Below are 21,384 nucleotides of genomic sequence, written 5' to 3'. Positions count from 1 at the left end.
GCGTTTTGGACACTCCAACGGCATCGATCATGAGTCCGGAGACGCTTAGATCACAACAGGTCAGAGCGGTGAACCGCCGACGGGCAGACGGTCGAGTGTGTGCATGATGGCGGCTTGGCCGGTGCGCAGGGCGGCGGCCGGGTCGGTTTCGACCGGTCCCTGCCAGCGGAGGTAGACCATGGTGGTGCCATGGCGCACGCCCACGGCGACATGAGCAACCGAGTGGCGGAAGGTGCCCTTGGGCCGACGCGACGGGTCTTTCATGAGCAGGAGGTCGGACGTGACTTCGATGGGCCCCTCGGCTCCCGGATCGAAGGGCCCTTCACGACCGGCCCAGAATGGCCGGAAATCCTGGCGCGACCGCATCCACTGGGAGATGGTGGGCGCCCTGGCGGGCATTGGCGGGTTGATCGTCGCTCTTGCCGCGCTTCGGACGGGTGGCGAACCTGGATCAGGGATCGCGTCGGCGTCACCGACGCCGACGGTGACGGTGACCGAATCGGCGGCCCCGTCTTCCCGCTCTCGTTCCAGGACGCCGAAGCCGACGGCCGAAGAGGACCCGTCGACCGAGCCGACGGGGTCGGCGTGCGTCATGACGACGGGCGAGTGCCGGCTGGAGAAGATGCTCGGCTCGGCGGACTTGAGGAACTGCCGGCCTGCCGCTCGTCCTCCGGCCGGTGCGGTGGCCGCTCTCGACTGCACGGCCGTCCGGTCGGGTCCGGTTCACGATCCGATGATCGTGCTGTTCCGCAGCGACGCCGACGCCGAGACGTGGGTGGAGTCGTACTGGTGGGCCCTGCACGACGGCCGGGGAGGCAACTGTGCCACCGGGGCCGAGTACAAAGGCACCTGGGTCAGGGGCAAGCTGCTCTGCACCCTCAACGGGCCGTACTACGCCATGTCCTGGACGTACACAGGTCGGTCCGTGGCCATGACCGCCGAGGCTTGGACCCCACAGCCGCTGTACGCCTGGTGGCAGGGCCTTTCACTGCTGAGCAACTGAGCCGGCCAGACTGGGCCGCAGTTCGTGTTATCGACACCCATCGGTCCGATTGCTAGGTTCGTCGTGATCAACCAAATCAGCCGAACGACCGGCAGGGTGATGCACTTGCGCGAAAATGCCCACATCGGCGGAGCATCGGCCATAAGTCGTCGCACGCTCCTCCGAACCGGTACAGGGATAGCAGCCGCCGCCAGCGGCGGCCTTTCCCTGTTCGCGGCCGAAGCGGCGTCCGCGACCGTCGCGACATCGCAGCGTTTCGTGTTCGAGGGGGCCGGCGGCGATCCCGTTGTGCGGGCCACGCTTCACCAGCCTTACTGGCCGATGCAGTCCTTCGCCTTCGACCACGTCCACGGGCACATCTACTTCGCGCAGAGCAAGGTCGGGAGCACGAACGGCGACCTCTGGATGACCAGGACCGACCTGAGCGGCAAGGTGCTGGGCGCCATGGCGCTCCACGGGTTCGACCACGGTTCGTCGATGGCGATCCAGCCGGACACGTCCGGGTCTCCGTATGCGTGGCTCGCGGGCGACTGGAGGAGTTTGTCCCCCGATACGGCACCGAACAGTCACACGATCTGCCGCATCAAGTACAGCGACGGGGGCGTGCTCGACTACGCCAACGGCGCGGGGGTCCGGAACTTCCCGGTCCGCCTCTCCGATTTCCTGGACTGTCCGAGACCGTCGATCGATCCCTACACCAACCGGCTGCTCGTCCGGTATATGGGGACGACGAGCCCGTGGCGCCTCGCGCTGTTCGACCTCGCCGCCGTCCTCGACAAGGGCATCGGCGACACCACTCCCGTCCTTGCCATGCGCGCTCTCCCGACCAACGCACAACTCGGTCTCTCCGACTCCGACCTCTTCCAGGGCGTGACCTCGTACGGCCAGTACGCGTACCTCTCCTACGGCGGTCCGCCCGCGCAGCCCTCGGACCCGGCCAAGCCCTCCTACCTGGTCCGTCTCGACATGAACAAGACCGGGGGTTCGGTCGAGGAGGTGTACCGGACGAGAGCGGGCGAGTCGCTGCCCGGTCGCGAACCTCAGGGAATGGCGATCTGGCGCTCGTCGGACGGCCCGCGCCTCGCGTTCGGCTTCTCCAGCAAGATCAGTGGCAGTCCTGACCGGTTCCAGGCGACCGTCTTCTACAAGAGCCAGCTCACCGGGTAAGTCGCCCAGGGAGCCGGCGCATGTCCGTGGAGAAGCCAAGCGTCGCTACGCGCGCCAGGCGGGGAAGTACGTGCTCGCCGACCCGGTACGCCTCCTCCAGATGCGGCCAGCCCGACAGCACGAACTCGTCCACCCCGGCGGCGGCGTATTCCCGGAGCAGGGCGGCGACCTCGTCGTATGAGCCGACCAGCGCGGTTCCCGCCCCTTCGCGCACCAGTCCGATCCCGGCCCACAACCCCGGGTGGATCTCCAGGTCGCGGGTGTCGCCGGTGTGCAGATCCACCATGCGGCGCTGGCCGACGGAGTCGTAGCGGGCGAAGCGGCGCTGGGCGGCGGCGATGCGGGCCGGATCCATGCCCGTCAGCAGCCGGTCGGCCTCGGTCCAGGCCTCGGCTCCGGTGTCGCGGGCGATGACGTGCACGCGCAGGCCGTACCGGAGCTCCCGCCCGGCTGAAGAGGACAGCGAGCGCAGGCGGGCGATGCGCTCGGCGATCGCGTGTGGTGGCTCGCCCCACATCAGCACCACGTCGGCATGCCGGGCCGCGACCTGCTCAGCCGCCGGGGACGCGCCGCCGAAGTACAGCTCGGGCGCCGGGTCGAGGGGCTCGGCCAGCCCGCCGCCCTCGACGCGGTAGTGCTCGCCGTGGTGGTCGAAGGGCACGCCCTCCCAGGAACGGCGCAGCACCTGCAGGAACTCGGCGGTCCTGGCGTAGCGGGCGTCGTGGTCGAGGAAGTCCCCGTACGCGCGCTGCTCCACCGGGTCGCCGCCGGTCACGACGTTGAGCAGCAACCGCCCGCCGGAGACCTCCTGGAAGGCCTGGGCCTGCTGGGCGAGCAGGGTGGGCAGCGCGTAGCCGGTGCGGAAGGCGACCAGCATCTTCAGCCGCTCGGTGTGCTGGGCCAGCGCCGCGCACACGATCCACGGGTCGGGGCAGCCCGCGCCGACCGGGGTGAGCGCGGCCTCGAACCCGGCCTGCTCCGCGGCCCTGGCGACCTGGGTCAGGTAGGCGACGGTGGCGGGGCGGGCCGCGGGACGGAACGCGTCGGTCGTGGTGATGGCCGAGCGGACGTCGTGGCCGTCGCCGGTCGTCGGCAGGAACCAGTGGAAGCGCATCAGGTCACCTCGGGATCGGAGGAGGCGGCCCGCCGTACGGCTGCCGCCACGGTCTCGCGTACGGCGGGGAACTCCGGGTGGGTGTGCGGGTCGAGCGCGTGCGGGAGGTCGGAGGGCTGATCGAGCACGATGCGGCCGGGCCGGCGGCTCATCACCAGCAGGCGGGTGCCGAGACAGACGGCCTCGTCGACACTGTGCGTGACGAACAGCACGGTCTTGCCCGTGGCCTGCCAGATGCGCCGGATCTCCTCCTGCAGGCGCTCCCGGGTGAGCGCGTCCAGCGCGGCGAACGGCTCGTCCATGAGCAGGATCGCGGGGTCGGGGGCGAGCGCGCGGGCGATGGCGGCGCGCTGCTGCATGCCACCCGACAGCTCGTACGGCCGCCGCCCGGCCACGTCGCCCAGCCCCACGAGGTCGAGCAACTCGGCGGCCCGGGACCGCCTGACCGGCGCGGAGACCCCGGCCATCCGCAGCCCGAACTCCACGTTGCGGCGCACGTTCAGCCACGGGAACAGGCGCGGCTGCTGGAACACCACACCCCGGTCCGGCCCCGGCGCCGTCACCGGTTCGCCTGCCACGGCGATCTGCCCGCCGGTCGGGAACGCGAACCCGGCGACCAGCCGCAGCAGCGTGCTCTTGCCGCAGCCCGACGGCCCGACGATGGTCACGAACTCGCCCGCGCCGATGTCGGCGCCGATGCCGCGCAGCGCCTCGACAGGCTCGGCCCTGGACCAGCGGGAGCGTGGGCCATATGTCAGCGAGACCTCGCTCAGCCGCACCGCGGCTGCGGTGCGCGCCGCGGTGAGCGTCTCATCCTGCGAACGCATCGCGGAGCTCCTCGGTGGCCAGCCCCTTCTGGAAAACGGCCGGATCGGGCACGGCGGGGAGCTTGTTCTGCGACTTGAGGAACTCGGCGGCGCTGCGCAGGTTCTCGGCGAGTGCGCCGGGCTTCTCGGGCGTGCCCAGGTAGTCGGGGCCGGCCTGCTCCTTGCCGTCGAGCAGGATGAGTTCGTCGATCTGTTCGGCAGCCGCGGCCGGGTCGAGGTTGAGCTGGCGGGCGACGGCCGCGGCGGCTGATGCCTTGTCCGCGCGTACCAGCTTGACCGCCCGGTCCTGCTGCCGCAGCCAGGTCCGCAGGGCCGCCGGGTACGTCGTGGCGAACTGGGTGCGGACCACGGCCAGGTCGGCGGTGAGCTTGCCCTTGGCGGCCAGCTCCTTGCTGGTGACCAGCACCTTGCCGGTCTTGCGCAGCTCGCCGAGCACCGGCGTCCAGACGTAGGCGGCGTCGATGTCGCCGCGCGTCCAGGCGGCCTGGATGTCCGGCGGCTCCAGGTCGACGACGGTGACGTCGGACTCGGCAAGCCCGGCCTCCTGCAGGGCGGCCAGCAGGCTGTAGTGGGAGGTCGAGGAGAACGGGGCGGCGATCTTCTTGCCCTTGAGTTCGGCGACCGAGGCGGCCTGGCGGGCCACGAGCGCCTCGTTCTCGCCGATGACGTCGTAGATCCACGGCACCTGGTACGGGATGTTCAGCGGCGCGGACAGGCCGCGGGTGACCGGGCTGCTGCCGGCCAGGCCGATGTCGATGCTGCCGGCGACCATCGCGGTGTTCACGTCGCCGCCGGAGTCGAACTTGATCCAGCTGATCTTCGTGTTCGGCAGCGAGGTCTCCAGCCATCGCTGGTCCTTGACGATCAGGTCGCCGTTCGGAATGAGCTGGTAGCCGATGCGCAGTTCCTTGGGGCTGCCGTCGGCGTTGGGCGCGGCGCTCGTCGTGGCGCCGGTGCCGCTGGAGCACGCGGCCAGGCACAGGGCGAGCGCGAGCGCGGGGACGAGGCGGTGTCTCATGGCTGATGCCTTCTTGTCATGCCTTGCCGCGCCAGGGCACGAGCAGGCGCTCAGTGAGTTGCAGGAGAGCGTCGATGAGCAGGCCGGAGGCGCCGATGACGAGCAGCCCGAGCACGACCACGTCGGTCTGGTTGTAGCGCTGCGCGTCGCGGATCATCCCGCCGATGCCCGGCACCCCGTTGACCGTCTCGGCGGCCACGACCGTGGTGTAGGCGACCCCGACGGCCACCCGGATGCCGGTGATCACTTCGGGCAGGGCCGAGGGGAGCACGATCCGGTACGGAAGCTGCCACCGCCTCGCCCCCAGCGACCGGGCCGCGTGCAGATAGTCCTCGTGCACGCCGCGTACCGCGTCCGCGGTGGCCACCGCCACGGGTGGCAGCGCGGCCACGAACAGCAGCGAGACCTTGGGCGGCTCGTCGATGCCCAGCCAGATGATCAGGAGGCTGAAATAGGCCAGCGGCGGCAGCGTCCGCACGAACGTGATCAGAGGGTTGAGCAGGGCCCGCACGGTCGGCACGAGCCCGACGACCAGGCCGAGCGCGATCCCGCCGGCGATGCCGTAAAGGCTGCCCAGGGCGATGCGGCGCAGGCTGGCCAGCAGGTGCTCCGAGAGCAGGTAGCCGCTGTAGCCGCGCTGCCCGTCGTGCACGGAGGAGGTCAGGAACAGCTGCTCCCACACGGAGCCGGGGGAGGGGACGAACACCTCGGGCCACAGGTGGGCGGCTGAGACCGCCCACCAGATCGCGGCCAGCAGGACCACGCCCGCCACCCGGAGCCCGACACCACGGATCACCGGCTCTTCCCCTATTCCCTAAAAGCGACTGGTTTAGTGGGAATTACGGTAGATGATTCCACCTGAGCCGCGCAACCTGCTGTCGGCGGGTGGGCGGCGAGCTCGCCACCGCGCACCCGACGTCCGTCTCTTAACTCCCTACCGGGAAAGTCTTGATTTGCGAAGTAGATCACTCTTACAGTCGAAATACTGACCCATTCGTACGACTTACTCGCCTAGTGAGGTTTATCGTCCTGTCTGCGTGGCTTGTCTGACCGGCTCCCTCCGTCACTGATCGCGCTCTGACGTAGCGCTCGATCCCACCCCCTTCTCGCACGCCTTCTTTCGGAGCCTTCCTCATCGTGAAGAGATTCTCTTTCTCCCTGCAGTTGCTGCTGGGCCTGGTCCTGGGAGTCGCTCTCGGCTTCGCCGCCCGCATCTGGGACCTCGCCTGGCTGGCCACGACCCTCACCGAAGTCGGAGCAATCTTCGTCCAGCTGCTCAAGCTGGCAGTGCCGCCGCTGGTGTTCACCGCCGTTGTGGTCAGCGTCGCCAACCTCCGCAACGTCAACGGCGCGGCCAGGCTGGCGGGCAAGACGCTGTTCTGGTTCCTGGCCACCGCGCTGATCGCCGTCATCGTCGGCATCGGCCTCGGCCTGATCATCAATCCCGGCCAGGGCGTCACCCTGAGCACGGCGGGCGCCAAGGCGCCCGAACACGTCGGAACCTGGGTCGACTTCCTCACCGGCATCATCCCGACGAACATCATCACGGCGTTCACCGAGCTCAACGTCCTCCAGATCGTCTTCCTGGGGATCGTCCTCGGCGCGGCGGCCATCGCGATCGGCGAGAAGGCCGAGCCGTTCCTCAACTTCAGCCGCTCGATCCTCGAACTGGTCCAGAAGGCGCTGTGGTGGGTCATCCGCCTGGCCCCCATCGGGACCGCCGGCCTGATCGGCAAGTCGGTCGCCACGTACGGGTGGGATCTGCTCGCGCCGCTGGCCAAGTTCAGCCTCGGCGTCTACGTCGGCTGCTTCATCGTCCTGCTGGCCGTCTACCCGACGCTGCTCTCGCTGGTCGGCAAGGTCAACCCGATCACGTTCTTCCGCAACGCGTGGCCCGCGATCGAGCTGGCCTTCGTCTCCCGCTCCTCGGTCGGCACGCTGCCGCTGACGCAGAAGGTCACGATCGAGCGTCTGGGAGTCGACCGCGACTACGCCTCCTTCGCCGTGCCGTTCGGTGCGACCACCAAGATGGACGGCTGCGCCTCGATCTACCCGGCGCTGGCGGCGATCTTCGTGGCGCAGGTGTTCGACATCCCGCTGGGGGTCGGCGAATACCTGCTCATCGCGTTCGTCTCCGTGGTCGGCTCGGCCGCGACGGCCGGTCTGACCGGCGCGATCGTCATGCTCACGCTGACCCTGAGCACGCTGGGCCTGCCGCTCGAGGGCGTCGGCCTGCTGCTCGCCATCGACCCGATCCTTGACATGATCCGCACCGCGACCAACGTCGCGGGACAGATCGTGGTGCCGGTCCTCGTCGCCCGCGGCGAGGGCCGGATCGACGAGGCGGTGCTCAACGCTCCGCCGCAGCCGCTCGACGAGTCTCCGGTGAACGCGCCGCGCCCCTCCGGCGAACCGGCGATCGCATGACCTCCTCGCTCGGATGACCAGGCGGGGCGGCCCGCGCAAGGGCCGCCCCGTCCGCTTCGACGGCTCGCTCGCCACGGTCATGCTCGACGGCCTCCGGGCCTGAGAGCGGCCGCAGAGAACCCGAGGTGGGATCACCGGTTATGGGATCCGAGCGCGGCGTGGCGTCATGGACCGACTCGCGGCGGCTGTAAGCATCGTACGAGTCTCCTCGGTTCGCTCAGCGGGCGATGAGCGCTGCTTTCGGCTGCCGGACAGTAGCGGTCAGGGTTCGTATTTCTGAAGGAACGGTACATGTTCACGCCAATTCCCCGAACAGCAGCCGTAGCCGCTCTCGCCAGGCCAGGGGTACGTCACGCGACCCAGAGAACGACCATGTCGACCATGAGCGGCTGCCTTTCGATGGTCATGGTCGCTGCCTTGCCCCTCTCCGCGCGCGCGGACAGCGTCGGCCACAGCCGGTGCTCTCCGCGCACCATCTTCAAGGCCGATTGGCTTTCACCGAGGAACTTCACCGTTCCCCGCACCCGCTACATCGATGGCCCCGGCGGCAAGATGAGGGTCTCGGTCACGAGGGAGCACCAAGTGCGCGCGTCCATTGAGACCTTCGACATCAGGCCCGCCGCGATCAGCATTGGCGACCTGGTCCGCGGATTGCAGCGGCTGGGGCTTCCCCATCTCCGGGAGGAGTACAAGGTCTTCGCCGGACACGAATACAAACGGGAGGTCAGCAAGGGCATGTACGGCAACCTCTGGTACCGCGTCGCCGGTTACCGCATCGGATGGTCCGCCTGGTCCGTCCTCGGCACGTGCCGCCACGTCCAGATCGATTCCGGAATCGCCAACGTGCCCGCCAGGGTCGAAGGCTGGCGATATTGGGAAACCAGGCACCCGCAGTTCAAGGGCCGCCGACTCGATCTCTGACACCTTCTGCCTGGACTCATGAGCGCAACCATGGTTACAGTAACTGTGGTTGCGGCAAGGGAGGCCTGATGGCGGAGACGGTAGGGCAGTGGGTGCTGCTGGCGTACCGCATCCCGCGCCAGCCCTCGACGTTGCGGATCACGATCTGGCGCAAGCTGGACCGGCTCGGCGTGGCGCGGCTGGGCGACGGGCTGGTGGCGCTGCCCGCCGACGCCCGTACGCGCGAGCACCTGGAGTGGCTCGCCGAGGAGATCGGCGAGCTGGGCGGCAGCTCGACCATCTGGCTGGCCGCCCCGGGCAACGCGGCGCAGGAGAAGGCCATCGCCGTGGACATGCGCCGGGCGCGGACGGCCGAATATCGCGAGGTGATCGCGCACGCCGAGGCCGCCGCGCACGCGCGGCCCGGAGAGCGCAGCCGGGCGGTCAAGCGGTTGCAGGCCGAGCTGCGCAGGATCGGCCGCCGCGACTACTTCCCACCTGCCGAGCGCGAGACCGCGCAGCGGGCCGTGCGCGCTCTGGCCCGAGAGATGGAGAGCGCCGGATGAGGTGGGCCACGCGTGCCGGGGTGCACATCGACCGGGCGGCATGTGCCTGGCTGATCCGCCGCCAGCTCGATGCCGAGGCGGAGTTCGTGTTCGTCGATGATCCGGCCGAGGTCCCCGCCGATGCCACGCCGTTCGACATGCGCGGCGTGGAGTTGTCGCACCACGGCGGCGACTGCAGCTTCGAGACGATCCTGCGCCGCTACGATCTCGACGATCCGGTGCTGTGGAAGCTGGCCGAGATCGTGCATGAGGCCGATATCGACGATGAGCGCTATGACGCGCCCGAGGCCGCCGGTCTGGACGTGATCCTCCGCGGGCTGTCGATGACCTGCGACGATCGGCGGGTTCTCGAGCTCGCAGGCCCGCTCTTCGACGGGCTGTACGAGTTCTACCGGCGCTCGATGCTGCTGGGACGCGAGCCGGCATGATCCGGAATGTCGTCGGCATCCTGCTTGCCGCCCAGGCGCTACGCGGCCTGGGGTACGGCGTCGCGGCGGTCCAGCTCGGTGTGATCCTGCGAGCCGACGGGTTGTCGCCGGCCGAGGTCGGGCTGATGCTGGCGGCGATCCTGGTCGGCACGTTCGCCTCCAGCCTCGTCCTGGCGCGCTGGGGTGATCGTGTCGGCCGCCGCCGGGCGTACGCGGCTCTGTACGGCGCGCTGGCCTGTTGCGGGATCGTCATCGCGGTCGGGGCGCCCATATGGCTGCTGGCCGTGGTGGCCATGACGGGCGCACTGTCGGTCGAGGTGATCGAATCCGGGCCGTTCACCACGCTGGAGCAGGTCATGCTGGCCAGCACGGGGCGCCCGCAACGCGAGGTCGTCCGCGGGTTCGGGCTCTACAACGCGATCGCGGCGGTCGCCGGGACGCTGGGTGCGCTCCTCGGCGCGCTTCCGGCGGACCGGCGGCTGCTCGGCGGTGTGCTGATCATGGCAGGGGCCGTCGGTGCGATGCTGGCGGCGCGGCTGCCCGCGAGCGTCGAGGCGCCGGTGACGCTGCCCGGTCTGCCGCGTCCGCGGTTGCTCGCTCGTTCCCGTGGGCCGGTGGCCCGGCTGGCCGCGCTGTTCGCGGTGGACAGCCTGGCCGGTGGGTTCGTGGTGCAGGCGTACCTCGGGTACTGGCTCAGCGTCAGTTACGGCGCCACCACGCAGACGATCGGGATCACCTTCGCCGCGCTCGGCGTGTTGCAGACCGCGTCCCTGCTGGCCGCGCCGTTGGTGGCGGGGCGCATCGGATTGCTGCGCACGATGGTCTTCACGCACCTGCCGGCCAACCTGCTGCTGGCAGCGGTCCCGTTCGCGCCGGTCCTGCCTGTCGCTATCGCACTGCTGCTGGCCCGTGCCTGCCTGTCGCAGATGGACGTGCCCACCCGGCAGGCGTACGTGATGGCGCTCGTCCCTGCGGAGGAGCGGACCGCGGCGGCGGGTGTCACCAACACCGCCCGCTACCTCACCCGGCCCGTCGGTCCGGCACTTGCCGGCCTGCTGTTCCCGCTCGGGTTGGCGTTGCCCTTCCTGATCGCCGGAGTCGCCAAGACCGGCTACGACCTGACCTTATGGCGGATCTTCCGATCCGTCCGTCTGCCCGCCGATCAGCCTTCTCCCTGATGAGGTCGCCATGACCACCGAAGCGACACACGACCTGATCCCGTTTCGGCAGGCCGTACGTACCTGGTTCCTGATCTCGTTGCAGACGTTCGGCGGCCCGGCCGGGCAGATCGCCGTCATGCAGCGCACACTCGTCGAGGAGAAGCGCTGGATCGGCCAGCAGCGCTTCAACCACGCCTTGAACTACTGCATGCTGCTGCCCGGACCGGAGGCCCAGCAGCTGGCCATTTACGTCGGCTGGCTGCTCAACGGCACCCGAGGTGGGCTGGTGGCGGGCACCCTCTTCGTGCTGCCCGGCATGCTGGCGCTGCTCGTCCTGTCGGCCGTCTACATCCTGTGGCAGGACACCACGGTGGTGACCGCGCTGTTCGCCGGAATCGCCCCGGCGGTGCTGGCCGTCGTCGCCCAGGCCGTCATCCGCGTCGCCAGGCGCTCGCTCACCCATCCGGCGTTCGTCGCCGTCGCGGTGGCCGCCTTCGCCGCGCTGGCACTGCTCGGAGTGCCCTTCCCCGTCGTCATCGCGGTCGCCGCGCTCATCGGCTGGACCGCTCACAAGCTGGCCCCTCAGATCTTCCAGAGCCGTGGGGGACATGGCGGCGACGGGGGACCGGCTCCGCTGATCTCCGACGACGCCCTGCACCACGCGCAGCCAAGCCGGCGCTCCGCGGGCAAGATCCTCGCCGTCGGGCTGGTGGCCTGGTGGCTGCCCGTGGCGGCGGTCGCGCTGCTCACCGGCACCGACAGCGTCTTCACCACCCAGGGCCTGTTCTTCTCCGGCACCGCGCTGATCACCTTCGGCGGTGCGTACGCGGTGCTGGCCTTCGTGGCGCAGCGGGCCGTGGAGACCTACGCCTGGCTGGCCCCGGGCGAGATGGTCCGCGGCCTGGCCATGGCCGAGACCACGCCGGGACCGCTGATCATGGTGGTGCAGTTCGTGGCGTTCCTCGGCGCGTACCGGGATCCCGGGGCGCTGTCGCCGTGGGGCGGCGCGCTGCTGGGGGCGCTGCTGACCACCTGGGTCACGTTCGTGCCGTGCTTCCTGTTCATCTTCCTCGGCGCCCCGTACGTGGAACGGCTGCGCCACAACGCCGCCATCAGCGCCGCGCTCACCGGCATCACCGCGGCGGTCGTCGGCGTCATCGCCAACCTGGCCCTCTACTTCGCCCAGCACACCCTGTTCGCCAGGACCTTCACCTGGGTCTGGGGGCCGTTCAACGTCCAACTGCCCGAACTGGGGACGGTGAGCCCGATCGCCCTGGCGATCACAGCGGCCGCGCTGGTCATGACGTTCGCTCTCAAGTGGCCGATGCTGCGCATCCTGGCCATCTGCGCGGTGCTGGGCCTGGGCACGGTGCTGCTGGCGTGAATCGCAGAGCCATGCCTTCGGCCGGTTACACAACGTGGTCGAACGGGCGACACGCTGCACCATAATCCGCTGCAGCGGACACTTCATGCTTAACCTTGGAAAACGGGAGCGGGCGAAGGCCAACTCATAGACCACCGGCGTGGACGCGCCACGCGACCCGGGGCGACATTTTCGCGGTGGCACGCATTCGACCTTGAGCGTGCGGGTTGCGGCAACGAAGGGAAAGCCATGACGAACGCATCGCCGCACATCACCTCCTTGGCGACCGTGTCACCCGCATTCGAGAACGAGCTCGGCTCGGTCACCATGGTCGACGCCACCGTGCTGCCGATCCTCAACCGGCTCTCGCTCAAGCGCGTCGTCCTCGAACCCGGCGCGATCCGCGAGCCGCAGTGGAATGTCAACGCCAACCAGCTCGGCTACTGCCTTTCCGGCACGGTCCTGGTGTCGATCCTCGGCAACGCCGACGCCTTCTCCTCGTTCATCGTCAGCGCCGGTCAGATGTATCACGTCGAGTCCGGCGCCGTTTACCACATCGAGAACATCGGTGCCGAGCGCGCCGAGTTCCTCCTCGCACTGCGCAACGAGCGCCCGCAGCATTTCTCGCTGCACGACAGCTTCAACGCGATGACCGATGCGGTGCTCGGCAACACCTATGACCTGCCCTCATCGGCGTTCAACGCCTTCGAGCGGTCTCCGGCTCAGCAGATCGTCCGCCGTACCGGTGCCGCCGACGTCCCGTCCACCGCCGGGCTGCCCAATGCTCACCTGTTCGACGCCGAGGGCCAGCACGCGCCGCTGTCCTACGCCTACGGTGACGCCCGCCTGGCCCGTAAGCAGTATTGGGCCGCCCTGGAGGACATCTCCATGTACTCCCTGCGCATCAGGGAGAGCGGGATGCGCGAACCGCACTGGCATCCGGTCACCGCCGAGATGGGATACGTCGAGAAAGGTCACGCGCGCATGCGTGTCCTGGACCCCGACAACACCCTCGACGAGTATCTGCTCGCCCCCGGCGACCTGTACTTCGTGCCACGAGCCTTCCCGCACCATATCGAGGTCATCGGCGACGAGGACATCCACTTCCTCATCTTCTTCGATCAGCCCATGCCCGGCGACATCGGCTATCGGGCCACCGCGTCGGCGTTCTCCCGCGAAGTCCTCGCCGCGAGTTTCGGCATTCCCGAGCGTGAGCTTCCGCAATTCCCCTTCACGCCGATGGACCCGCTCATCGTCGCCCGGGCCAACCCCAGCGATCCTGTTCGGCAATGACGCCTGGCGGCTCTTATCGCCAGTCTCGTTTCGGCGACAGGAAGAAAAGGGAACGGATCAGCTCCTTCCCTCCTATGATCGCCACGGCGAGCAGAATCGCGGCACACGTGAGCAGCAGCGTGAGGGTGAGCCATACGGTCGCACCAAAAATCGCACAGCCGACGGCCAGTCCGGCGAAGACGAAGAACTTGACCCGAATTCTGGCCAGGGAAATCGGAATCACCGTCTCGGGCGGGGTGCGGTCCTCCTCGGGCCCGGTGTGGTCGTGCATCGAAAGACCCCGTTCATAGGTCAAAACAGCAGGAGAACCGGCAGTGAACAGCCGAGAAGAGCGACGATCGCCGCGGCGGTGCCTGCGATCCAGGTCGTGTGCGGGGCGTTGACGAGCGGACCCATCAGCGACCGGTCGCGGCAGAAACGCACGAGCAGGAACAGCACCACGGGCACGCCGAGGGAGATGACCACCTGGCTGAGAATCAGCAGGTCGGTCAGCGGCGCGCCGGAGAACAGCGCGAGGACGGCCGGCGTCATGGTCACGATCCGGCGCACGTGCACGGGCACCCGCCGGTCCAGGAAGCCCTGCATCACGATGTCGCCTGCGAGCGTTCCGATCCCGGAGGAGGAGATCCCGGACGACAGGAGCGCGATGGCGAAGGCGAGGGCGGCGGCTCCGCCTATCCGGGCGCTCAGCTCCGCATGGGCGGCCGGCAGGTCGCCGGCCCACGCACCGCCGGTCTCGGCGCCGAGCCCGGCGCCGAGGGCGATCATCGACACGTTGATGACCGTGGCGACGCCCAGGGCCAGTGAGCAGTCCAGGCGCAGGATCCGGCGGACGAGGTCCGGCTGCGAGCGGGCGGCAGCGGTCGTCATGCCGCGTCCCTGCACCAGCGCCGAGTGCAGGTAGACCGCGTGGGGCATGACCGTGGCGCCGACGATGCCCATGGCCAGGAGCAGCGCTCCCTCACCTCCGAGGCTCGGGATCAGCCCGGTGGCGAGTCCGCTCGCGGACTGGTTTCCCGTGACGATGATGTCGTACCCGATGCCTGCGCCGACGAACAGGAGAGCCGCGGCGCTCATGAGTTCGAACGGGCGGGTGCGGTCCTTGCGACGCAGTTCGAGCAGCGCGAGCGACACCGCCGCCGTCGCCACCGCCGACACCCCCACCGGCATGCCGAACAGGAGCTGCATCCCGATCGCCGCGCCTACGAACTCCGCGAGGTCGGTCGCGAGCACGACGACCTCGACCTGCAACCACAGCATGAGGCTGCCCGTCCGGGTGAACCGCTGCCGGCACAACTGCGGCAGGTTCTTCCCGGTCGCCATGCCGAGTTTCGCCGCCTGGAACTGCACGAGGATCGCGACGAGGCTGGCCGCCACGACGACCCATACCAGGGTGTAGCCCAGCGTCGCGCCCGCGGTGAGGTTGGTGGCCACATTCCCGGGGTCGACGTACGCGATCGCCGCGACGAAGGCCGGCCCCAGCATTTCCGGCCTCGTAGCGGTGGTGGCGGTGCGGAGTCTGCCGGACCACCTACGCGAATTCGTCGGCTGGAGGCGAGCAATCACCGAGCTTCCCTAATGATGATGTATTCGGCATTTTTCCGTGTCGCCAGAATCGGCATGCCGAGTCAGGGATACCCGCACAAAGAGGGTCGTGAAACACGATCATTTCACGAAAGGGATCGGATCGATATCGTGGGATTGCTAAATTGCCATCAATCCATTCGAAGAGCTCTATCTTCAGGTTTCCCTGCAAATCCAGGCGATCTGGGTATGTGGCACGGGGGCCTCAACCGGAACACCTCTAGCGCCGGTACGCGCTGACGCCGACCGGCACCCGGCCGTCCACGGCGCGGATGACCGGCTCGGCACCCTCGGGCCCGGACCCGCCGTACAGCTCGATCAGCTGCAGCTCGCCGGCCATCTTCCCGGCCGCCTCGCCGGCGACGGTCTCGTCGGGCACCGCCACAAAGGTCGTCCTGCCGCCGTCGGCCTTCTCGTGCACCACCACGTCGACCGCCGGATCGGCGCCTTCGTGCACGATGATGAACGCCTCGGACAGCGTCTCCCCGGCCTCGAAACGGGTCTTGTACGAGGCCACGCCGGTCAGCGACTCGAACCCGTAGTAGATGGCCCCCACGGGGACCTTCCCACCGGCCGCCCGGCCGGCCGCGGCGTGCCAGACCGCGCCGAACCCGCCGCAGATCTCAACTTGGGTCGCCCCTTCGCCGACCAGCCGGGACACGAGCTCGGTCAGCTGCCCTGGCTCGCCGACGGCCCGCACCCGCGTGCGCCCGCCCTCGTTCTGGATCGTCATGACGTCGGTCCACGGGTCGGCGCCGGTCTCCTCATAAATGATCACTCTGTCTTCGCTCATGTCTACGAGCCTGCTACCTCAACCAAACTTGAGGTCAACTCGGCGGACCCATCCTGAACCATTCGGACGCGGGGCGTCGACGGCCTCGGCGCCGGGTGCGGGCGGCGCCGTGCGGCAGGCGGGGCAACGGGTGAGCGGTCCCGCTGTCCCGGTCCGTCGCCCTCAGGCGACGCGGTGGTCGTCGAGAGCATCGGGATTCCAGTCGATCCCGATGCCGGGCATGTCGGGCGGTGTCACATGGCCCTCCTCGATCACCAGAGAGCTGCGGGTGATCGCCTGCAACTGCGGGATGTGCTCGACGTACATCCCGTTCGGCACGGCGGCGGCCAGGCTGACGTGCAGTTCCATGAGGAAGTGCGGGCTCACCGCGACGTTGAACGCCTCTGCGGCGTGGGCGACCTTCAGCCAGGGGGTGATCCCGCCGATGCGGGCCACGTCGACCTGCACGATGCCGACCGCGCCCGCGGCCAGGTAGTCGCCGAACCGCTGGACGGAGTAGAGGGATTCGCCGACCGCCACCGGCACCGAGGTGGAGGCGGCCAGTCTTCGGTGTCCGTGCAGGTCGTCGGCCGGCAGCGGCTCCTCGAACCAGGCGATGCCGAGCGGCTCGTAGGTCCGGGCGCGTCGGATCGCCTCCGCGGAGGTGAACGCCTGATTGGCGTCGACCATGACCTCGAAGCCCGGTCCTACCGCCTCGCGGACGGCCGCGAGCCGCTCGGCGTCCTCGGCGAGCGACGGCCTGCCCACCTTGATCTTCACCCCGCACAGCCCGGCCGTGGCCGCTCGCTTCGCGCCGTCCACCAGTTCCTCGACGGGCAGGTGCAGCCAGCCGCCCTCGGTGTCGTAGACGGGCAGCCGCTCGTGCGCGCCGCCTGCCATCTGCCACAGCGACTCACCGGTACGCCGGCCGCGCAGGTCCCAGAGCGCGGTGTCGACGGCGGCGAACGCCAGCGAGGTGATGGCCCCGACGGTGGTCGCGCGGGTCTGGTCGAGCATGTGCCGCCACAGCGCCTCCACCGGCCGGGCGTCCCGGCCCAGAAGCGCCGGGACCAGGTGGTCGGTGATGAGCGACATGACGGCCCGCCCGCCGGTCCCGATCGTGTACGAGTACCCGGTACCGGACAGCCCGTCGGAGGTGTGCACGGTGACCAGCACCGTCTCCTGCTTGACGAAGGACTGCATCGCGTCGACGCGGACGGCCGCCGGTTGCAGGTCGACCAACTGGACGTCGATTCGTTCGATTCGGGTCATGTCATATGCCTTCTTCACTTGAGCGCACCCAGGGTGATGCCGCTCGTGACGTAGCGCTGGAAGATCAGGAAGAGGATGACGATCGGGAACGTCGCGATCACGAGGCCGGCGAAGAACGCCCCCTGGTCGCTGACGAACTGGCCCTGGAAGGAGAGCAGGCCGACCGACAGCGTGCGGTTCTGCGGGCGGGTCAGCAGGACGACTCCGAACTGGACCTCGCTCCACACGAAGATGAGCCCGAGCAGCGTGACCGAGACGAAACCGCCCTTGCTGATCGGCAGGACCACGCGGAGCAGCGCGGCCAGCTCCCCGTAGCCGTCGATCTTGGCCGCCTCGAGCAGTTCCCGCGGTACGGCGGCGAACACCGACCGCATGATGAGGGCGATGGTGGGCGTCATGAACGCCGCGTAGACCAGCGAGATGCCCGGCACGCTGTTGAGCATCTGATACCTGCCCAGCAGCTCGAACGTCGGGATCAGCGCGACGACCAGCGGGACGCTCAGGGCGAGGACCATGACGCGGCTGACCGCGTTCGACAGGCCCCTGGTCGCGCGGGCCAGGCCGTAGCCGGCCAGGCTGCCGCAGGTCACGCCGATGGCCAGGCTGCAGAGTGCCACCAGCACGCTGTTGATGATGTACGTCGACAGCGGCGCGCCACCGACCACGCCCCGCCAGGCGTCGGCGTAGTTCGACAGCACCCACTCGCCGCCCAGCCCCAGCGGGTGGGCGTAGATGTCGCTGGTCGGGTGCAGCGACAGCAGCAGCATCGACACGAACGGCACGACCGTGAACGCCGTCCAGACCAGCAGGAGCGTGTAGCCGACGTACCAGAGCGGGCCGTGCCGCCAGGCAGATCGTCGCCGTACGGCCGCCGAGCCGACGTGCCGGGCCCCGTTCGGGGTCCGCGGCGCCGTCATCGCGCGTCCAGGGTCTGCTGGCGGAAGATCCGCATGACCATGATCCCGATGACGGCGACGATCAGCGTCGTGATGACCGCGGTGGCCGAGCCGTAGCCGTAGTCCTGGTCGACGAAGGACTGCTTGTAGACCAGCACCGGGAGGATGCTCGTGGAGTTGCCCGGGCCGCCCCGGGTCATCGCGTAGATGACGCCGAACGCGTTGAACGAGAACACCGAGGTCAACGTCGTGATCGTGCCCAGCATCGGCACGATGTTCGGCAAGGTGATCCGGAACAGCCGTCCGGCCGCTCCGACGCCGTCGATCGTGGCCGCCTCGTGCACCTCCTGGGGGATGGCCTCCATCGCGCCCAGCAGGATCAGCATCGCGTACCCGGTCTGCGTCCACACCGCGACGAAGATCGCCGCGTACAGCGCCGTCGAGGACGACGCCAGCCAGGCGTGCCCGTCTCCGAGCCCGATCAGGCCGAGCAGGGAGTTCACCACACCGGTCGTGGGCTGGAACGCGTTCGACCAGAAGATGCCCGCGATGCTGACCGGGATGATCACCGGCAGGAACCAGACGACCTTGAAGATCCGGGCGCCGGGGACCTTCCGGCTGATCGCGTTGGCCAGCAGACAGCCCAAGGTCACCGTGAACACCACGGTCCCGATGAAGAACTGCAGGCTGGTCCCGATGGACTGCCAGACCAGCGAATCGTGCAGGAGCCGCCGGTAGTTGTCCAGGCCGTGGTAGACGACCGCGCCGACGCCGTCCCAGGAACCGAGGCTGATGCGCACGGATCCGGCGATCGGGTAGGCGACGAGCGCGAGCAGCAGCACCAGGGCCGGGGCCATCACCGCGATCGGGAAGATCCGTGCCCTCCGGCGAGGCGGCCGCGCCGTGGCGGCCGTCGCCAGAACGACTTTGTCGGCGGTCATCAGTCGGACGCCCCCGACACCTTGCCGGACTGCAGGTCCTCCAGCGCCGACTGGTACTGCTGCGCCGCCTGCTGCGGGGTCAGCTTGTCCGCCACGAGCTTCTGCAGCACCGGCACCGAGAACGCCTGCCCGAGGGTGGAGGGCACGGTGGAGTCCCAGATGTTGACCAATCCGACGGACTGCGACAGCTCGAACTGCTGCTGCACCAGGTCACCGAGGTTCGACAGGCTCGATGCGGGGATCGAGGTGAACACCGGGAGCGACCCGGTGGCGGCGATGACGCTGACCTGGTACTTGTCGGTCATGAAGAACTGGAGGAACTTCTTGGCCAGCTCCGGGTTCGCCGCCTTGGCCGGGACCACCAGGGTGTCCCCGTTGAAGGCGTTGAACGGCGTCTTCCGGCCCGGGGTGAGCGGGGGCAGCAGGAACCAGCCCATCTCGAACGACGGCTTGGCCTCCTTCAGACTCGCGTAGGTGTAGTTGCCGCCCTGCAGCATCGCGAGTTTTCCGCTGGTGAACAGCCCCTGGGCCTGGTCGGTGTCCATGCCGAGCATCCCGTTCTGGTAGATGCCCTTCTTCTGCCAGTCCTGGATCGTCTGGAGCACCTTCACGAAGCCGGGGTCGGTGTACTTGACGTTCGTGGGGGATCCGGGCTTGAAGTTGGTGAGCATGGCGGCGTAGTCGTCGGCCGACACCGCGGTGGGCAGCAGCGCGTCCAGCGTGTGCCCCAGGTCGTACGGGCTCGAACCGCCCACGCCAAATCCCTCGTAACCGGCCGCCTTGACCTTGCCCACCATGGACTCGAAGTCGGCGACGGAGGCGATCTGGTGGTCGGCCGGCTCGGGGATGCCGGCCTTCGCGAAGGCCGCCTTGTTGTAGTAGACGGGGTTGATGAGCAGTTGCTCGTAGAGGACGCCGTAGTGGCGCCCGTCGGTCGTGTAGTAGTCGACCTGGCTCTTGGAGTACTTGTCCGCCAGGCCCGCGGCCTTCCAGACGTCGTCCAGCGGGGTCAGCTGCTTGTTCTTCAGCAGCGCGGACCAGACGCCCGTGCTGCGCTGCAGGTAGCCGATGTCCGGGGTGCCGGTCGAGCTGAGCAGGGCCACGTTGGGGCCGCGGGAGCTGCCGGAGTCGACGCCCTCGAAGGTGACCACCGTGCCCGGGTTGGCCTTCTCGAAGTCCTTGCCGACCTGCTGCATGGCGCTCGCCAGCGGTCCGGTGGGGATCTGGATCCGGAGCGACTTGCCGTCGCCGCCGCCCGGTCCGGTGCCGGTGCCGCACGCGACGCCGACGGCCGCGAGCAGGACGCCCGCGAGGACCGGCCTGACTGCCCTGAGAGTTCTAGAGAGTGGCACGGGACCCGTCCTTCCAGGGGGCTGACAGCTCTATGGCGATGACATCGATGAGCGCGCCGGTCGGTGGTGGCACGGTGATGAACAGCTCGCCGAGCGGCTCGTCGTCCGCGCCGTTCGCCTTGTGCACTTCCTCGTTGACGCTGTACGGCAGCTGCTGCTCGGTGCCGAGCAGGCGGACGCCGACGACCGAGCCGATGGGAACGTTCCGGACGATGAGCACCTCCTGTGGCTGCAGCAGTAGGTGGAGGTAGACGTTGTTGCCGCGCTGCGTGGCCGGGCCGTGGAAGTCGAGGCGTTCCGGCGCGGGCGCGGCCCCGACGATGCTCTCGCCGTGGCTGGCGAGCCAGCTGCCGAGCTGCTTGAGCGTGGCGACCTCGGTCGGCACCAGCGACCCGTCACCCCGCGGTCCGATGTTGAGCAGGAGGTTTCCGCCCCGGGAGACGACCTCGCTCAGGTAGGAGGCGAGCAGTCGCGGGCTCTTGTAGTCGAGGTCGTCGGGCCGGTACGCCCAGCTCTCGCTCATGGTGAGACACAGCTCCCACGGTCCGCCCGGTGGCCGGCGCGGCATGCCCTGTTCGGGGGTCGCGTAGTCGCCCTGGCCCGGCAGCCGGTCATTGATGATCACGTCCGGCTGCAGGGATTTGATCAGCTCGCGCAGCTCGGCGGCGTGCCACTCCTCCGCGGTGCGTTCCCACTCCCCGTCGAACCACAGCAGGTCGATGGTCCCGTACTCGGTGAGCAGTTCGGTGAGCTGCCCCTTGACGTAGTCGAGATAGCGCGCCCACTGCTCAGGCGCGGGCCGCCGGTAGCGTTCGTGCGGGTAGGGACGATCGGCGTCGGTGAACGCCGGGTAGTCGGGATGGTTCCAGTCGAGCAGCGAGTAGTAGACGCCGACGCGCAGGCCCTCGGCGCGCAGCGCGTCGAAGAACTCCCGGGTGATGTCACGTCCGTACGGCGACGCCGCGACGGAGAACTCCGACTGCCTCGTGTGGTACATCGAGTACCCGGCGTGATGGCGGACGGTGAAGACCACATAGCGGGCACCCGCGTCGCGGGCGAGCCGCGCCACGTCTCGCGGGTCCCAGCGCCGCGGGTCGAACGTGGCCGCGCTCGACTGGTACTGCGTGATCGTGATGTCGGCTTCGGGTTCTGTCCGGCCCGGAAGGATCGAATGGCCGACCAGGGGCCAGCCGATCTCCACGCCTTGTTGGCTCGCATGGTCCCAGTGCACGAACAGGCCGAAACCCGCGTCACCGAACCAGCCGGGAAAGGTCACGAGCTCATCCTTCTGCGTTGGGCGA

General features: G+C 68.9%; 22 protein-coding genes. 9 read left to right on the top strand and 13 right to left on the bottom strand.

What is annotated here, in order from left to right:
- Positions 1 to 60: 60 nt before the first annotated feature.
- Positions 61 to 594: a hypothetical protein gene (locus ACIHFD_RS51325; protein WP_397373125.1), complete on the bottom strand. Its 534-nt coding sequence runs from the start codon at positions 592 to 594 to the stop codon at positions 61 to 63.
- On the opposite strand from ACIHFD_RS51325, the gene ACIHFD_RS51320 reads away from it, so the two are divergent.
- Both ACIHFD_RS51320 and ACIHFD_RS51315 read left to right on the top strand, forming a co-directional pair.
- Positions 593 to 1,003: a hypothetical protein gene (locus tag ACIHFD_RS51320; RefSeq protein ID WP_363983721.1), complete on the top strand. Its 411-nt coding sequence runs from the start codon at positions 593 to 595 to the stop codon at positions 1,001 to 1,003. The two genes, ACIHFD_RS51325 and ACIHFD_RS51320, sit on opposite strands and share 2 nt — an antisense overlap.
- Positions 1,004 to 1,324: 321 nt before the next feature.
- Positions 1,325 to 2,170: a hypothetical protein gene (locus tag ACIHFD_RS51315; protein ID WP_397373124.1), complete on the top strand. Its 846-nt coding sequence runs from the start codon at positions 1,325 to 1,327 to the stop codon at positions 2,168 to 2,170.
- On the opposite strand, the gene ACIHFD_RS51310 is transcribed toward ACIHFD_RS51315, so the two are convergent.
- Genes ACIHFD_RS51310 through ACIHFD_RS51295 form a run of 4 tightly spaced genes read right to left on the bottom strand, consistent with a single transcriptional unit; the run spans position 2,160 to position 5,925 of the window.
- On the bottom strand, positions 2,160 to 3,284 hold the full coding sequence (locus ACIHFD_RS51310) for an LLM class flavin-dependent oxidoreductase (protein ID WP_397373123.1): 1,125 nt from the start codon (positions 3,282 to 3,284) through the stop codon (positions 2,160 to 2,162). The two genes, ACIHFD_RS51315 and ACIHFD_RS51310, sit on opposite strands and share 11 nt — an antisense overlap.
- On the bottom strand, positions 3,284 to 4,111 hold the full coding sequence (locus ACIHFD_RS51305; protein WP_397373122.1) for an ABC transporter ATP-binding protein: 828 nt from the start codon (positions 4,109 to 4,111) through the stop codon (positions 3,284 to 3,286). Before ACIHFD_RS51305 ends, ACIHFD_RS51310 begins: the two co-directional genes overlap by 1 nt.
- Complete coding sequence (locus ACIHFD_RS51300; protein WP_397373121.1) at positions 4,095 to 5,129, bottom strand: ABC transporter substrate-binding protein; 1,035 nt, start codon at positions 5,127 to 5,129, stop codon at positions 4,095 to 4,097. The genes ACIHFD_RS51305 and ACIHFD_RS51300 overlap by 17 nt, the downstream gene beginning before the upstream one ends.
- Before the next feature lie 16 nt (positions 5,130 to 5,145).
- The gene (locus ACIHFD_RS51295; protein WP_363983731.1) at positions 5,146 to 5,925 is read right to left on the bottom strand and encodes an ABC transporter permease; all 780 of its coding nucleotides are present in this window, start codon (positions 5,923 to 5,925) and stop codon (positions 5,146 to 5,148) included.
- A 341-nt stretch (positions 5,926 to 6,266) separates the two neighbouring features.
- Here ACIHFD_RS51295 and ACIHFD_RS51290 point away from each other — a divergent pair, with 341 nt between their 5' ends.
- From ACIHFD_RS51290 to ACIHFD_RS51260, 7 genes are all read left to right on the top strand, one after another.
- A complete protein-coding gene (locus ACIHFD_RS51290) occupies positions 6,267 to 7,556 on the top strand; it encodes a dicarboxylate/amino acid:cation symporter (RefSeq protein WP_397373120.1) in 1,290 nt (429 codons plus the stop codon).
- Between the two features lie 381 nt (positions 7,557 to 7,937).
- Positions 7,938 to 8,477 (top strand): hypothetical protein, encoded by a 540-nt coding sequence (locus ACIHFD_RS51285; RefSeq protein WP_397373119.1) that lies wholly within the window; start codon positions 7,938 to 7,940, stop codon positions 8,475 to 8,477.
- A 68-nt stretch (positions 8,478 to 8,545) separates the two neighbouring features.
- Positions 8,546 to 9,022: a Chromate resistance protein ChrB gene (locus tag ACIHFD_RS51280; protein WP_350737102.1), complete on the top strand. Its 477-nt coding sequence runs from the start codon at positions 8,546 to 8,548 to the stop codon at positions 9,020 to 9,022.
- The gene (locus ACIHFD_RS51275) at positions 9,019 to 9,450 is read left to right on the top strand and encodes a chromate resistance protein ChrB domain-containing protein (protein WP_397373118.1); all 432 of its coding nucleotides are present in this window, start codon (positions 9,019 to 9,021) and stop codon (positions 9,448 to 9,450) included. The genes ACIHFD_RS51280 and ACIHFD_RS51275 overlap by 4 nt, the downstream gene beginning before the upstream one ends.
- Complete coding sequence (locus ACIHFD_RS51270; RefSeq protein WP_397373116.1) at positions 9,447 to 10,628, top strand: MFS transporter; 1,182 nt, start codon at positions 9,447 to 9,449, stop codon at positions 10,626 to 10,628. Before ACIHFD_RS51275 ends, ACIHFD_RS51270 begins: the two co-directional genes overlap by 4 nt.
- Before the next feature lie 10 nt (positions 10,629 to 10,638).
- The gene (gene chrA / locus ACIHFD_RS51265) at positions 10,639 to 11,994 is read left to right on the top strand and encodes a chromate efflux transporter (RefSeq protein WP_397373115.1); all 1,356 of its coding nucleotides are present in this window, start codon (positions 10,639 to 10,641) and stop codon (positions 11,992 to 11,994) included.
- 228 nt (positions 11,995 to 12,222) lie between these two features.
- Entirely contained in the window at positions 12,223 to 13,266 is a 1,044-nt protein-coding gene (locus ACIHFD_RS51260) for a cupin domain-containing protein (protein WP_397373114.1), read from the top strand.
- A gap of 13 nt (positions 13,267 to 13,279) precedes the next feature.
- Here the strand turns inward: ACIHFD_RS51260 and ACIHFD_RS51255 are convergent, their stop codons facing one another.
- The 8 genes from ACIHFD_RS51255 to ACIHFD_RS51220 form a co-directional block, all read right to left on the bottom strand.
- Positions 13,280 to 13,537, bottom strand: a complete 258-nt coding sequence (locus tag ACIHFD_RS51255; RefSeq protein ID WP_397373113.1) for a hypothetical protein — start codon at positions 13,535 to 13,537, stop codon at positions 13,280 to 13,282.
- Between the two features lie 20 nt (positions 13,538 to 13,557).
- Positions 13,558 to 14,751, bottom strand: a complete 1,194-nt coding sequence (locus tag ACIHFD_RS51250) for an Nramp family divalent metal transporter (RefSeq protein WP_397373112.1) — start codon at positions 14,749 to 14,751, stop codon at positions 13,558 to 13,560.
- Between the two features lie 319 nt (positions 14,752 to 15,070).
- Positions 15,071 to 15,643 carry a DUF6506 family protein gene (locus ACIHFD_RS51245; RefSeq protein WP_397373111.1) on the bottom strand — a complete coding sequence of 191 codons (573 nt, stop codon included), beginning with the start codon at positions 15,641 to 15,643 and terminating at the stop codon, positions 15,071 to 15,073.
- Positions 15,644 to 15,805: 162 nt separating this feature from the next.
- Positions 15,806 to 16,894, bottom strand: a complete 1,089-nt coding sequence (locus tag ACIHFD_RS51240; RefSeq protein ID WP_397373110.1) for a mandelate racemase/muconate lactonizing enzyme family protein — start codon at positions 16,892 to 16,894, stop codon at positions 15,806 to 15,808.
- A gap of 14 nt (positions 16,895 to 16,908) precedes the next feature.
- Entirely contained in the window at positions 16,909 to 17,811 is a 903-nt protein-coding gene (locus ACIHFD_RS51235; RefSeq protein ID WP_397373109.1) for a carbohydrate ABC transporter permease, read from the bottom strand.
- The gene (locus ACIHFD_RS51230; protein ID WP_397373108.1) at positions 17,808 to 18,731 is read right to left on the bottom strand and encodes a carbohydrate ABC transporter permease; all 924 of its coding nucleotides are present in this window, start codon (positions 18,729 to 18,731) and stop codon (positions 17,808 to 17,810) included. The genes ACIHFD_RS51235 and ACIHFD_RS51230 overlap by 4 nt, the downstream gene beginning before the upstream one ends.
- Positions 18,731 to 20,083, bottom strand: a complete 1,353-nt coding sequence (locus tag ACIHFD_RS51225) for an ABC transporter substrate-binding protein (RefSeq protein WP_397373107.1) — start codon at positions 20,081 to 20,083, stop codon at positions 18,731 to 18,733. Before ACIHFD_RS51225 ends, ACIHFD_RS51230 begins: the two co-directional genes overlap by 1 nt.
- The gene (locus tag ACIHFD_RS51220; protein WP_397373106.1) at positions 20,070 to 21,359 is read right to left on the bottom strand and encodes an alpha-L-fucosidase; all 1,290 of its coding nucleotides are present in this window, start codon (positions 21,357 to 21,359) and stop codon (positions 20,070 to 20,072) included. Before ACIHFD_RS51220 ends, ACIHFD_RS51225 begins: the two co-directional genes overlap by 14 nt.
- Positions 21,360 to 21,384 lie beyond the last annotated feature (25 nt).

The sequence above is a fragment of the Nonomuraea sp. NPDC051941 genome, from assembly GCF_044593615.1.
The sequence above is the reverse complement of the archived record's forward strand: the minus strand, read 5'-3'. Positions and strand labels throughout refer to the sequence as shown.

Excerpts from the sequence above, each read along its gene's own strand:
- ACIHFD_RS51230 (WP_397373108.1), bottom strand. The coding sequence starts at position 18,731 with ATGACCGCCGACAAAGTCGTTCTGGCGACGGCCGCCACGGCGCGGCCG.
- ACIHFD_RS51315 (WP_397373124.1), top strand. The coding sequence starts at position 1,325 with ATGCAGTCCTTCGCCTTCGACCACGTCCACGGGCACATCTACTTCGCG.
- ACIHFD_RS51285 (WP_397373119.1), top strand. The coding sequence starts at position 7,938 with ATGAGCGGCTGCCTTTCGATGGTCATGGTCGCTGCCTTGCCCCTCTCC.
- ACIHFD_RS51270 (WP_397373116.1), top strand. The coding sequence starts at position 9,447 with ATGATCCGGAATGTCGTCGGCATCCTGCTTGCCGCCCAGGCGCTACGC.
- ACIHFD_RS51310 (WP_397373123.1), bottom strand. The coding sequence starts at position 3,284 with ATGCGCTTCCACTGGTTCCTGCCGACGACCGGCGACGGCCACGACGTC.
- ACIHFD_RS51280 (WP_350737102.1), top strand. The coding sequence starts at position 8,546 with ATGGCGGAGACGGTAGGGCAGTGGGTGCTGCTGGCGTACCGCATCCCG.
- ACIHFD_RS51250 (WP_397373112.1), bottom strand. The coding sequence starts at position 14,751 with ATGCTGGGGCCGGCCTTCGTCGCGGCGATCGCGTACGTCGACCCCGGG.
- ACIHFD_RS51255 (WP_397373113.1), bottom strand. The coding sequence starts at position 13,537 with ATGCACGACCACACCGGGCCCGAGGAGGACCGCACCCCGCCCGAGACG.
- ACIHFD_RS51245 (WP_397373111.1), bottom strand. The coding sequence starts at position 15,643 with ATGAGCGAAGACAGAGTGATCATTTATGAGGAGACCGGCGCCGACCCG.
- ACIHFD_RS51300 (WP_397373121.1), bottom strand. The coding sequence starts at position 5,129 with ATGAGACACCGCCTCGTCCCCGCGCTCGCGCTCGCCCTGTGCCTGGCC.
- ACIHFD_RS51260 (WP_397373114.1), top strand. The coding sequence starts at position 12,223 with ATGACGAACGCATCGCCGCACATCACCTCCTTGGCGACCGTGTCACCC.
- ACIHFD_RS51240 (WP_397373110.1), bottom strand. The coding sequence starts at position 16,894 with ATGACCCGAATCGAACGAATCGACGTCCAGTTGGTCGACCTGCAACCG.
- ACIHFD_RS51305 (WP_397373122.1), bottom strand. The coding sequence starts at position 4,111 with ATGCGTTCGCAGGATGAGACGCTCACCGCGGCGCGCACCGCAGCCGCG.
- ACIHFD_RS51320 (WP_363983721.1), top strand. The coding sequence starts at position 593 with ATGACGACGGGCGAGTGCCGGCTGGAGAAGATGCTCGGCTCGGCGGAC.
- ACIHFD_RS51325 (WP_397373125.1), bottom strand. The coding sequence starts at position 594 with ATGACGCACGCCGACCCCGTCGGCTCGGTCGACGGGTCCTCTTCGGCC.
- ACIHFD_RS51235 (WP_397373109.1), bottom strand. The coding sequence starts at position 17,811 with ATGACGGCGCCGCGGACCCCGAACGGGGCCCGGCACGTCGGCTCGGCG.
- chrA (WP_397373115.1), top strand. The coding sequence starts at position 10,639 with ATGACCACCGAAGCGACACACGACCTGATCCCGTTTCGGCAGGCCGTA.
- ACIHFD_RS51275 (WP_397373118.1), top strand. The coding sequence starts at position 9,019 with ATGAGGTGGGCCACGCGTGCCGGGGTGCACATCGACCGGGCGGCATGT.